The organism is Bacteroides sp. 3_1_23 (assembly GCF_000162555.1).
GTDB lineage: Bacteria > Bacteroidota > Bacteroidia > Bacteroidales > Bacteroidaceae > Bacteroides > Bacteroides ovatus.
The window spans coordinates 84,460-97,259 of sequence record NZ_GG774952.1 but is presented as its reverse complement, the minus strand read 5'-3'; the positions used below and the strand labels follow the sequence as shown (position 1 = coordinate 97,259).

Genomic DNA, 12,800 nt, shown 5'->3' with positions numbered 1-12,800 from the left:
TATTAGAAACTTACTTGTAATCCTAAAATAAACTGAAAAGCAGACGGATAATAGTTATATCCTCCTCCGAAAGTACCCGGTGTCAGTCCGTTCACTTCGTAGGTAGAAGGATCTACACCGGTAAACTTCGTAAACGTATAAAGATTGTTGGCCGTACCGAACAAACGTATCTTTTCAATATATTTCTTATTCAGGTTCATGGTATATCCTAAAGTGACGTTGTCTATCTTCAGATAATCACCTGGTTCAATGAAGTAGTCGGTAATCACATTCTTACCTGTCGTGATATGTGCATTCTTCGAATAAGCGGTCGTCAACTGGTTGGTAGTCATGCTCTGCAATCCGAAATAGAAATCATGCACGTTGAATATGTCAAACCCGGCAGCACCACGGAAGGCAACAGACAAATCAAAGTTCTTATAAGTGAAGTTATGCGTCATAGAGCCGGTGAATTTCGGCAAACCGTTTCCGGTCACAGACTTATCCTCTTCCGTACCTTGGGCTACAGGAATCACATTCCCCTTTTTATCATAAATCAGCCAGTCACCTTTTTTATCCACTCCTGCATAACGATATGTAAAGTAGTTACCAATACGTTCCCCCTCTTCAATCCGCTGCAAATATCCCGGATTATTCGGATTCGCCATGCTACAGGTAGAGTAATATTTTTGTCCTTTATATATATCGTTGGAAAAACTGACAAACTTATTGTTATTAGTAGCCCCCACTAATGTGAAACTATAAGTGAAATCCTTTGTCCGGACAGCATTTACTGTAACATCAAGTTCGAAACCGGTATTACGCAATGTACCTACATTGGTATAGATGGTGGAGAACAAGTTAGGTGGTACCGGTACAGAATAATCTCCGAGCAAATCACTTTGTTTACGATGGAAATAGTTAAATGAACCGGTCACTTTGTGTGAGAAGAGTGAGAAGTCCAAACCCACATTCTGATTATGTCCTTTCTCCCAGCGCAATTCCGAGTTCGTATTTTTGCTCGGTCCCCATACATGAAAACGGTTACCATTGTATTGATACCAACCGAAAGCCCGGTAAGTAGCCAGAGAATTATAATTTCCTATTTCCTGATTACCTGTCACCCCATAATCATAACGTACTTTCAAGTCATCAATCCATGAAAGTCCTTTCATAAACTTCTCATCCGAGATACGCCAACCGACAGATACAGCCGGGAAATTACCCCATTTATGATTCTCGCCAAAGCGGGAAGACCCTTCGTGGCGTAAAGAGAAAGTAAACAGGTAGCGCTCTTTCCAATCATAATTAACACGTCCGAAGAAGCTGATTAACTTATGGTCATTCTTATAGGAGCCCATCATTGTTTTTCCATCTTTTGCCGCTTCCAGCCCGGAACCCAGATTATTATACGTCAATCCATCCGAAGAGAAATTCCAGTTTTCAGCAGACATTCCGGAATTTACACCATAATTATAGCTATACCCCACCATTGCACGGACCTGATGATTCTTGATACGTGTAGAGAAATTTGTTACCCATTCCAGATTGTTAGTCGTACTTTTGTCGAAGTCACGGCTGGCTTTTCCGGTGACACCATCATTTACATTAGAACCATAAGTAGACGGTATAAACCATCCGTTAAATTTATCAACTTGATATTGAGAAATAGTGACCTGCGACTTCAATACCATGTCCGGATTCTTCGGATTAAACAGAGGCAGCAGATTAACGGCAGCCGTAGCATTCCATTCCAGCAACTTAATTTCCGTACCATTCTCTTCTTCATTCAATTGCTCTACGATATTAGAACCTTCCGTTCCACTGGGAAAACGATAGTACCCATTAGCCGATTCCGAATCATAAATAGGCATTGTCGGATTGTTTTTAATAGCATTGCTATATACATTGGCTGATTTGTTCCGGTCGATAACACGAGGAGTTATATTAGCAGAGAACGTGAATAGCCCGTCTTTGGTTGTATGGTTAATATTGGCACGTGCTCCATATTCACGACGGTCGGAACGCAAATCAATACCACGGGCATTACGATAGTCGGCGGTCACCCGATAGTTGGTTCTCGCATTACCGCCGGAAAATGTCAATGTATGCATGTGAGTCACCCCCAATTGAGTAACGGCATCAAACCAGTCTGAATCAGCTCCCATATCGGAAAGCGGATTAGACACTGTGCGATAAGCACGGTATTCTTCCGCATTCATTATGTCGAGTTCTTTTTTAGCTTTATTAAAAGTAACGGAAGTACTATAGGTTGTATGAACCTGTCCATCTTTGGTCCCTTTCTTTAGATTAATCAGGATAACCCCGTTACTACCCCGCGTACCATAGATCGCAGAAGCAGCACCGTCTTTCAATACATCAATCGATTCAATATCGGCAGGGTTAATATTCGTCATATCACCTCCCGGCACTCCGTCTACCACAATTAACGGTCCTAAACCTGCATTACGGGAAGAGACACCACGAATCTGAATACTTCCTTGATTGTTCGGATCGGCCAGAGCTGTGTTAGAAACCGAAACGCTGGAAACTTTCCCCTGCAAAAGCATGGAGGCATCGAGGCTGGATATCTGATTCAGATCTTTCGCACCTATATGCGAAATAGCCGAAGTCATTTCTTTCCGTTTCATCGTACCGTAACCCACCACTACCACTTCATTCAAAGCGGTCGATTCTTCTTTCAATACGATCTTCAATAACTGGCGGTTTTTAACAGCCACTTCTTGTGTTTCATAACCGATATAAGACACTTTCAGGTGTCCATTCTTAGGTACGTTCACCAGAAATTTACCGTCTATATCTGTAATAGTACCCTGTTTCGATTCTACGACTACTACGGAAGCGCCAATAACTGGTTCGCCCTTTTCGTCCGTCACCGTACCTGATATCTTACTTTCCTGCTGAACTTCCAAAGAAGCTCCCTTTACCTGTATACCGGAAAACAGTATCAGCAGTATACCTAACAGACAGGTACACGTTTTGAAATGAATATTCTTCATAAATAAATGATTTTATGTTAGATGATAAAGTTAACGCAATCCTCTTGCTTGTAAAGCGGAGATTAATACTTCCGGTGCATCTGTCTGTATCATACGTACTTCAGGATAAATCTGAAGAAGCTCATCCAGATAAGTCGCATTTATATCATATTCAGGTATTAATCCGGATAATACATGAAGCATATTGACTGTAGGAATCATCCCCTCACTGATAGCAGTCCCTATGGGAGTACTTTGTCCGTCGGGAGCATAAGAATATTGCACGAAATAATTGCCCGGAAGCCCAACCAGAGGTTTGTAAGCGCTTTGTGCCCATGTGTACACGTGTGCCTTTTTAGAAATAGACAACACTTCTTCTGCTTTCTGGCTACTGTTACAATAGAAAAAGACTTGTTCCATCATATCCAGTTCCTTGACAACATTCATCACCTCTTGGGTAGAGGCTGTACGTGGAGAATAATCCAGATTGAAATATATTTTTCCACGCCCTGCTTTCAGAAACTCTTCCAATGTGGGCATCTTCTCATCGGTCACCCTTCCATTCCGGTCCAACAGATTATATTGCTGAATTTCAGCATAAGTCATTTTCGTAATATCCCCTGTGCCGTTAGTCGTAGCATTGATTGTCTGGTCATGGCACACCATAACTACTCCATCGCTTGTGAGATGAGTGTCACATTCAATCACATCCGCTCCTGCATTGATGGCAGCTTCTACAGCAGATACCGAATTTTCGGGAATAGTCTTGTCTGTTGTATGAGAGCGATGCGTCATAGCCCATACCATTTTGTTATCTGCATCCCTGAATTGCTTCATGGCTTCTGTCAGTGCCAATAAGTCGTAAATACGGATCCTTTTCTGTACTGCATGCTCACCCGCTGTCACTAACATCGTGTAGTCACCACTTTGTGTATAAGCATGAGTGATAGACGTAGCTGCTTTCCCTTCCTTGACTGTTCCGTCACCAAAGTCGACAGTAACGTCAGTATTACTGTCGATATTGTTAAACACCACTTCCACTACCTCTTTCAGCATAGCACGGGTGCTCGTTTGCAGATAAGGATTCTTTTTTACGGGATCATCATCTGAACATGCCATAAAACTAATTCCGCATAAAACAATTAAACTGTATGCATATTTTATAGCCAGTAATTTTAAAATTCTTCTCTTTATAAGAAGAAAGGACAATAGATTTTCATTTCTCATTGCGCGTTTTACATTAGTTGATTTATTTAATAGATTACGTTGCAAACATAAGTAATACGCACTAAAAAAAGGAAAAAAACATTCAATAAAAGATGAGAATTTTTCTTTTCGTGAAAAAGAAGACCATTTAAATAAGAAAAGAAAGAAACGGGCTCTTTTTGAATAAAACGGGCGTATTGCAAAAAGTACGCCCCCTATTTTCATTTGCGTTCAGGAGTGCCTGACGGTTTGCGAAGCGGGAATCCTTCTTTCTGCGGAATTCCTAAAACAGGGATTCCTTCCTTATCCCACTCTATTTTCTGCATACGCGGCGTCCGGCTATCCAAAACAAGCATATCATACAAACTCTTGCGGGCGTGATAAAGCATATACCATTCCTTACCGTCAGGTGAAGGAATAAAACAGATACTACCGGGTCCATATACATGATTTTCCGGTGCTTGCTTAAACACAGGCTCCGGTGCCTTTTTCCAAGAAGCCGGATTCAGCAGATCGCTGTCAGTATCGGCAGTCAGCAGTCCTACACAGTAGTAAGGAGTCCAATTACCACTTGCCGAATAATAAATCAATAACTTATCTTTCTTCAAAGAATAGAAGAATTGCGGTGCTTCATTGACACGAATCGGATAGGCAGTTTTATTACCATCTATACTGATCCACTGACATTCCCATTCATATTCTGGTTCGGAAATCAAAATACGGTCAGAAGCCAGTGTCCATGGGTTCTCCATTTCGGCAATATAAATACATTGATTTTCCTGATAAACTCTACGTTTCTGCCATCCACACCAGATTAAATAACGCTTTCCTCCATGTTCAAAAGTACTGGCATGAATTGCCCAATTATTATCTTCATCAGTTGATATTCTTCCCTTCATGACAAATTCCCCTTTCATCGGGTCAGCAGACTCATTCTCAAGCACATAAATCTGACGATTATCAATATTTCCATCATCCGCACAACAATAAATATACCATTTATTATTAATGTAATGTATTTCAGGTCCCCAAAGATGAAATGCGTTTGACGAATTTTGAGGTACCCACACATCTTTCTGGGATGCTTCCGCCAACCGGGTTATATCATCTGTTGCCCATAAAGTGATGCGGTCGCTCATACTTTGGGTATAATAATATATTCCGTTATGGAATACCGCCCATGGGTCTCCTCCTCTTGACAAAAGCGGATTCGTATAAACAGGTACGGAATCGAGGTCTACCCGCTCATGTGTTTTTTTATTCTGACCGGATGAGCAACCCACTAAAAGAATAAGGAGAAAATACAATAAAATTCGCATAGTAATACTTATAATATATATAAATAATAGCCTGTTAAATGACCAATTAAGAAATTCAAGACAGATACAACGAAAATGGGACGGCAATATATAACAAAAGTGTTGAACCTGCAAACAAAGAAAGTGAAAAAACAAATCAAAACAGCCCTTTACAAGCAGTAATATATGAAATAATTATTTTTCCGGCAATTTGGTTGATTCTCGCTATTTATTGGCAAATAATCAACCTTTATTTCATTGATTTTTCATCATTTTTGTGGCATAACTTTAATATTTATAGACATGAATTCCAAAATAGTATTCTTTTTCATGATTATGTGTTGCTGTTCAGTAACCTTATTTGCTCAAACAAATACGGGCAAAAAACAGACAAGTACTAATCCGGTTTTTGACGGTTGGTATGCAGATCCCGAAGGAGTCGTTTTCGGTGATAAATACTGGATTTATCCGACTTATTCAGCTCCTTTCGAACAACAATTGTACATGGATGCCTTTTCTTCCCCAGATTTGGTACACTGGAGAAAACACCCGAAAGTCCTTTCTGTCGAAAATATCAGCTGGTTAAGGAATGCTTTATGGGCACCTGCCGTGATAGAAGCAAATGGGAAATATTATTTCTATTTTGGAGCAAACAACATATATCATGAGAGTGAAGTGGGAGGTATAGGTGTGGCTGTAGCCGATCGTCCGGAAGGTCCTTTCAAGGATGCGCTCGGAAAGCCGCTGATTGGCAAGATCGTGAACGGAGCGCAACCTATTGACCAGTTTGTTTTCAAGGACGATGACGGTCAGTATTATATGTATTACGGCGGTTGGGGACATTGCAATATGGTGAAGATGGGATCTGATCTAATCAGTATCGTACCTTTTGAAGACGGAACAACTTATAAAGAAGTGACTCCGGAAAATTATATAGAAGGACCTTTTATGCTTAAACACAATGGCAAATATTATTTCATGTGGTCAGAAGGCGACTGGACAGGCCCCGATTATTGTGTAGCGTATGCCATTGCGGATTCGCCTTTTGGTCCGTTCAAAAGAGTCGGAAAGATTTTGGAGCAGGACACTAAAATAGCTAATGGTGCCGGACATCATTCCATTATCAAAGGTCCGGGAAAGGATGAATGGTATATTGTCTATCATCGCCGCCCTTTGGGTGAAACCGATGGGAACTACCGCATTACTTGCATTGACCGAATGTATTTTAATAAAAACGGTACTATCAAACCTGTAAAAATGACCTCCGGCGGAATAAAAGCCAGACCACTGCGCTAACCTGTTATTTATTATAGCGATGAAACTTAAAATAATATCCATGAAAAAGTCCTTATTAGTCTTAGCTTTATTGTTTTCGTTGGTATCCTTTGCTCAATCTCCGGCCGATAAATCTTTTCCTCCAGAAGAGTTGTTTGCTCTAGGATCTTACTATTACCCCGAGCAATGGGATTCCTCCCAATGGGAACGTGATTTGAAGAAAATGTCGGAGATGGGAATCAAGTTCACCCATTTTGCGGAGTTCGCTTGGGCCATGATGGAGCCGGAAGAAGGAAAGTATGATTTTGAGTGGCTGGATCGTGCCGTCTCTTTAGCAGAGAAATATGGTCTGAAGGTAATTATGTGTACTCCTACTCCCACACCTCCCGTCTGGCTGTCAAAAAAGTACCCCGACATATTGATTCAGCGGGATAATGGAGTTTCTATTCAACACGGACGGCGTCAGCATGCTTCCTGGAGTAGCGACCGTTACCGTCGTTATGTAGAAAACATTGTTTCCCGTCTGGCAATGCGTTATGGCAATCACCCTGCTGTTATCGGCTGGCAGATTGACAACGAGCCGGGACATTACGGAGTAGTGGATTACAGTGAAAATGCACAAATAAAATTCCGTGTCTGGTTACAGAAGAAATACGCTACTATTGACAAACTGAATGATACATGGGGAACCTCTTTCTGGAGTGAAACTTATCAGAACTTCGACCAAGTGCGTCTTCCCAGTCAGCAGGAAGTACCCGATAAGCCCAATCCTCATGCCATGCTCGACCTGAACCGTTTCATGGCGGACGAATTGGCGGGCTTTGTTAATATGCAGGCAGATATACTCCGGCAGCATATTAATAAAGACCAATGGATCACTACCAACCTGATTCCTGTTTTCAATCCGGTTGATCCGGTACGGATTGATCATACGGACTTCCTGACCTACACCCGCTATCTGGTGACTGGACATAATCAGGGAATAGGTAGCCAAGGTTTCCGGATGGGGATTCCCGAAGATCTCGGATTTTCAAATGATCAGTTTCGTAACCGTGTCGGCAAAACATTCGGAGTGATGGAACTACAGCCCGGTCAAGTAAACTGGGGAGTGTATAACCCTCAACCCTTACCCGGCGCTGTGCGTATGTGGGTGTATCACGTTTTTGCAGGTGGTGGGAAGTTTGTGTGCAATTACCGCTTCCGTCAACCTCTGAAAGGCAGTGAGCAATACCATTACGGCATGATAATGACCGATGGGGTGACTCTTTCTCCGGGCGGTGAAGAATATGTACGTATTACGCAGGAGATGAAAAAGCTTCGTGCCGCCTACGATAAGAAAAGCCGTATGCCCAAACAGCTGGCTTCCCGACGCATTGGACTGCTTTTCGATATGAACAACTATTGGGAAATGGAGTTCCAGCGTCAGACAGACCAGTGGCGGACGAGGCCGCACATACATAAGTATTACAACCTGCTAAAGTCCTTCGCCGCTCCCGTCGATGTGATCTCGGAGAAGGAGGATTTTTCAGATTATCCCTTCCTGATTGCACCGGCTTATCAGTTGCTTGATAACAATTTGGTAAAACGTTGGACTGAATACGTGAAGAATGGGGGACATCTGATTCTGACCTGCCGTACCGGTCAGAAAGACCGTGACGCCAAATTGTGGGAGGCTCCTTTAGCGGCTCCTATTCATCAACTGGCCGGAATAAACAGCTTGTACTATGACCATCTGCCTCACAGTCTCTACGGAAAAGTAGATTTCGGCAGTGAGGAATACGCCTGGAACAATTGGGCGGACGTACTAACCCCGGCTGCCGGAACAGATGTGTGGGCTGTCTATACAGACCAGTTTTATAAGGGAGCTGCTTCCGTGATACACCGTAGACTGGGTAAAGGAACGGTCACCTATATCGGAACGGATACCGATGACGGCAAATTGGAGAAAGAAGTAGTACGTCGTGTATATACGGAAGCCGGCGTACCGACTGAAGATTTACCGTACGGAGTAGTGAAGGAATGGCGTGACGGTTTTTACATCGCCTTGAATTATACGTCGGACATTCAGGAAATAGTCATTCCCGATGAGGCAGAAGTACTGATTGGCAGTGCACGCCTTGAACCTGCGGGAGTAGTGGTGTGGAAAGAAAAATCGGACAACAAGTATAAATAACCCAATAACAAGAAAAATGAAGATAAGAAATCTTATATCTTGCGCCCTTTGCGGGCTTACTCTCTTTGCCTGTTCACCGTCCGGGGGAGGGAAAGATAGGGAAATGGACCGTTTCATTACCGACTTAATGGACCGGATGACTCTCCGTGAGAAACTTGGACAATTAAACCTGCCTTCGAGCGGTGATCTCGTGACAGGTTCGGTGATGAACGGTGAACTTAGCGATATGATTCGCAAACAGGAAATAGGCGGCTTCTTCAATGTCAAGGGGATCCAGAAAATTAATGCCCTGCAACACCTTGCGGTAGAAGAAAGCCGGTTGAAAATACCTCTACTTGTAGGTGCAGACGTTATCCACGGTTACGAAACTATTTTTCCAATCCCATTGGCACTGTCCTGTAGTTGGGATACGCTGGCCGTCGAACGTATGGCACGCATCTCCGCCATTGAGGCCAGCGCAGACGGTATTAACTGGACATTCAGCCCGATGGTCGATATTTGTCGTGATGCCCGTTGGGGACGTATCGCAGAAGGGAACGGAGAAGATCCTTACCTGGGTTCTTTAATGGCAAAAGCGTATGTGCGTGGTTATCAGGGAAACAATATGCAAGGCAACGATGAAATACTTGCCTGCGTGAAACATTTCGCACTTTATGGGGCGTCCGAATCGGGACGCGATTACAATACAGTGGATATGAGCCGACTACGTATGTATAACGAATATCTGGCTCCTTATAAAGCTGCCGTTGACGCTGGTGTAGGCAGCGTCATGAGCTCGTTTAATATCGTTGACGGTATTCCAGCCACAGCCAACAAATGGTTACTGACCGACCTGCTCCGGAATGAATGGGGCTTCGGAGGACTATTGGTAACAGATTACAATTCGATAGCCGAAATGTCCTCCCATGGTGTCGCCCCTCTGAAGGAAGCCTCCATTCGCGCTTTACAGGCAGGAACGGATATGGATATGGTTTCATGCGGGTTCCTCAATACATTGGAGGAATCCCTGAAAGAAGCGAAGGTAACGGAAGAGCAGATTAATATGGCTTGTCGCCGTGTATTGGAAGCCAAATATAAACTGGGACTGTTCTCCAATCCGTATAAATATTGCGATGCCCTGCGTGCCAAAGAGAAACTTTATACGCCTGAACACCGTTCTGCTGCACGTGCGATTGCAGCTGAAACATTTGTTCTGTTGAAGAATGACAACAACCTGCTTCCACTTGAACAAAAAGGCAGGATTGCCCTGATCGGTCCAATGGCAGACGCACGTAACAATATGTGCGGTATGTGGAGCATGACATGTACGCCGTCCCGCCACGGAACATTGCTGGAAGGAATCCGTTCGGCAGCGGGTGACAAAGCTGAAATTCTGTATGCGAAAGGCTGCAACATATATTATGATGCGGAAACAGAAAAAGCAGCTACGGGCATTCGCCCGCTGGAACGTGGAGACAACCGGGAACTGTTGGACGAGGCTTTACGCGTGGCTTCCCGTTCAGACATCATTGTTGCCGCTTTGGGTGAATGTGCGGAAATGAGCGGTGAATCGGCTTCACGCACCAGTCTTGAGATACCCGATGCACAACAGGATTTATTGAAGGCTTTAGTGAAGACGGGCAAACCTGTCGTACTTCTTCTGTTCACGGGACGTCCTTTAGTCTTAAACTGGGAGGATGCGAATGTTCATTCCATATTGAATGTCTGGTTTGGCGGTAGCGAAACAGGGGACGCGGTTGCCGATGTATTGTTTGGCAAGATCACTCCAAGTGGCAAACTGACAACTACCTTCCCGCGTTCGGTGGGACAGCTGCCGTTATTCTACAATCATTTGAATACGGGTCGTCCTGATCCCGACAGTCGTATGTTCAACCGCTATGCCAGCAATTATCTGGATGAGAGCAATGAACCTCTGTATCCGTTCGGATATGGTTTGAGTTATACGGACTTTGTTTATGGTGAGTTGCAGATTAGCTCGGAAACCTTGCCTAAAAATGGTGAGTTGACTGTGTCTGTCACTGTAACAAACAAGGGGAACTACGATGGTTACGAAACTGTACAACTGTATCTTCATGATATTTATGCGGAGATCGCCCGTCCGGTGAAGGAGCTGAAAGGTTTTGAACGCGTCTTCCTGAAGAGCGGGGAAAGTCGCGATGTTAAGTTTGTTATTACGGAAGATGACTTGAAATTCTATAATTCCGAATTACATTATGTTTACGAACCCGGAGAATTTGATGTTATGGTAGGACCGAACTCCCGTGATGTACAAACAAAAAGTTTCCAAGCAAAATAAAATAACATCTGATAAGTTACACCTATAATATTTATCATCTTCCACGTACAGATGGTTTAAGTTCCGGGTAAGATAAACATGAAACATTTACCAGATACGGATTATGCGGTCTTTTGATTGGCTAAAACTGTGTAATCCGTACCTGAAAAATAGTTATTGGAAATTTCCGGTACAACTCCGATATACTTTTTATCAGATGCTTGCCTCCATTCTTTGTCATCGTATCAGGCGCCTCAAGCCAGCACACAACCTTCCCATCCAACAAACACTAAAGTTTTTCTCATATTTTGCAAAAAATTTCTCGCAATCCCGAATCCGGTTATTTTGTCTTTTCATGACTATTTGTATCTCTTTCATTCGAGCGATTTGCCCCCTTTGATTCAGGAGTTCTTTATCCTGATAACCAATGATTTCAGCATATAAAATACAAATCTTTGTCTTTCCAATACACAGGTCCTCTAATGTGTCGATATACTCGGCTGTAACTCGATCCTTATTCTGATGCAGGAATCCGATAAGGCTTTCTTCATCGACAGTGGTGATACCTTTCTCATACGACATCGGAAATCTTTTCATATCCGCCCAAAGCCAGATTACTTCTTTGTTGATTCCATACTTGGCCGCCGCTTCTTCTACGCTAATCCATTTTGGCATAATGCTTTTGTTTTAATGTGTTCCACAATAAAGATTGAATATTATTTTGTTTATGTGGAGCAACGGGCATTCACTTTTTCTATATTTCGGGCGGACGGGAAATTGTTTAGGTTAGACTTTTTGGGGTAATCATAACCGACCGGACACAAAAAAGACGTGGATGCTGTTGCACCATTATCTACCTCCTAAGGCTAGCAATACCCTTGTACTAGACAATGATAACAACAGACACCCACGTCAATCGTTTATATATAACACATCTTTACCGGATATGTTGATATACAGTCGTTGACGTGGAGTATCTGTCGAATCATCTCTCCGTACAAAAGTTGCTAATTTTAGGAAGAGAGAGATAATACACATATACTCAATTAAGTAATATATAGCGCCTTCTACTAGTTTCATCACGCTGATGAGCAGAAAGCGTACGACAAAGATATACATATTTTTTTTATGTGGTGGAAATATGGGAATAAATGCTGGAAGTTATGTATATTCAGCAAACCGGCCCAATTGTAATTCCTGGGAGATTTGGTTCAGGACAGCCATATCCCTGAAATTTGATTCATTCCAGACTGTTTTGAATAAAATAATGGAGTATTCTGAAAACGTTGTGATAAATCAGAAAAAGACGATTGAGTTTTTAAGATTCCCCGTTATCTTTTTATTATAAGATATGGGTCAAAGGTGAGGGATGGTGAGGGTAGATTTATAACCCTTTATTTTATTATTTTCTATACTATCTCCTTTTTTATCTATAAAAAAAAATACGAAAGTTATAAATCTACCTCACCATCCTCACCCTTCGACCCACTTCATTAGCGCAACGTTTAACTCGTTTCTGCACAAACAGTACGTACTGTTTTCTACACCTCATTCAGTTAAAAGACAACTATACTTATACTTTCCTTTTTTAAAAG

General features: G+C 42.6%; 7 protein-coding genes. 3 read left to right on the top strand and 4 right to left on the bottom strand.

Going from position 1 to position 12,800, the window contains the following annotated elements; translation table 11 throughout:
• Nucleotides 1-2 precede the first annotated feature (2 nt).
• The 3 genes from HMPREF9010_RS10920 to HMPREF9010_RS10930 form a co-directional block, all read right to left on the bottom strand.
• Nucleotides 3-2,999 (bottom strand): SusC/RagA family TonB-linked outer membrane protein, encoded by a 2,997-nt coding sequence (locus HMPREF9010_RS10920; RefSeq protein WP_032852734.1) that lies wholly within the window; start codon nt 2,997-2,999, stop codon nt 3-5.
• A 30-nt stretch (nt 3,000-3,029) separates the two neighbouring features.
• The gene (locus tag HMPREF9010_RS10925; RefSeq protein ID WP_032852764.1) at nt 3,030-4,205 is read right to left on the bottom strand and encodes a glycerophosphodiester phosphodiesterase family protein; all 1,176 of its coding nucleotides are present in this window, start codon (nt 4,203-4,205) and stop codon (nt 3,030-3,032) included.
• A gap of 200 nt (nt 4,206-4,405) precedes the next feature.
• Nucleotides 4,406-5,503 (bottom strand): family 43 glycosylhydrolase, encoded by a 1,098-nt coding sequence (locus HMPREF9010_RS10930; RefSeq protein WP_004316154.1) that lies wholly within the window; start codon nt 5,501-5,503, stop codon nt 4,406-4,408.
• Between the two features lie 282 nt (nt 5,504-5,785).
• On the opposite strand from HMPREF9010_RS10930, the gene HMPREF9010_RS10935 reads away from it, so the two are divergent.
• Genes HMPREF9010_RS10935 through bglX form a run of 3 tightly spaced genes read left to right on the top strand, consistent with a single transcriptional unit; the run spans nt 5,786 to nt 11,226 of the window.
• On the top strand, nt 5,786-6,778 hold the full coding sequence (locus HMPREF9010_RS10935) for a glycoside hydrolase family 43 protein (RefSeq protein ID WP_004322309.1): 993 nt from the start codon (nt 5,786-5,788) through the stop codon (nt 6,776-6,778).
• Nucleotides 6,779-6,818: 40 nt separating this feature from the next.
• The gene (locus tag HMPREF9010_RS10940; RefSeq protein WP_032852733.1) at nt 6,819-8,930 is read left to right on the top strand and encodes a beta-galactosidase; all 2,112 of its coding nucleotides are present in this window, start codon (nt 6,819-6,821) and stop codon (nt 8,928-8,930) included.
• Between the two features lie 16 nt (nt 8,931-8,946).
• The gene (gene bglX / locus HMPREF9010_RS10945; protein WP_008649413.1) at nt 8,947-11,226 is read left to right on the top strand and encodes a beta-glucosidase BglX; all 2,280 of its coding nucleotides are present in this window, start codon (nt 8,947-8,949) and stop codon (nt 11,224-11,226) included.
• Nucleotides 11,227-11,442: 216 nt separating this feature from the next.
• Here the strand turns inward: bglX and HMPREF9010_RS10950 are convergent, their stop codons facing one another.
• Nucleotides 11,443-11,880, bottom strand: a complete 438-nt coding sequence (locus HMPREF9010_RS10950) for a hypothetical protein (protein ID WP_008649411.1) — start codon at nt 11,878-11,880, stop codon at nt 11,443-11,445.
• Nucleotides 11,881-12,800: the final 920 nt, after the last annotated feature.

Excerpts from the sequence above, each read along its gene's own strand:
- HMPREF9010_RS10920 (WP_032852734.1), bottom strand. The coding sequence starts at position 2,999 with ATGAAGAATATTCATTTCAAAACGTGTACCTGTCTGTTAGGTATACTG.
- HMPREF9010_RS10925 (WP_032852764.1), bottom strand. The coding sequence starts at position 4,205 with ATGAGAAATGAAAATCTATTGTCCTTTCTTCTTATAAAGAGAAGAATT.
- HMPREF9010_RS10930 (WP_004316154.1), bottom strand. The coding sequence starts at position 5,503 with ATGCGAATTTTATTGTATTTTCTCCTTATTCTTTTAGTGGGTTGCTCA.
- HMPREF9010_RS10935 (WP_004322309.1), top strand. The coding sequence starts at position 5,786 with ATGAATTCCAAAATAGTATTCTTTTTCATGATTATGTGTTGCTGTTCA.
- HMPREF9010_RS10940 (WP_032852733.1), top strand. The coding sequence starts at position 6,819 with ATGAAAAAGTCCTTATTAGTCTTAGCTTTATTGTTTTCGTTGGTATCC.
- bglX (WP_008649413.1), top strand. The coding sequence starts at position 8,947 with ATGAAGATAAGAAATCTTATATCTTGCGCCCTTTGCGGGCTTACTCTC.
- HMPREF9010_RS10950 (WP_008649411.1), bottom strand. The coding sequence starts at position 11,880 with ATGCCAAAATGGATTAGCGTAGAAGAAGCGGCGGCCAAGTATGGAATC.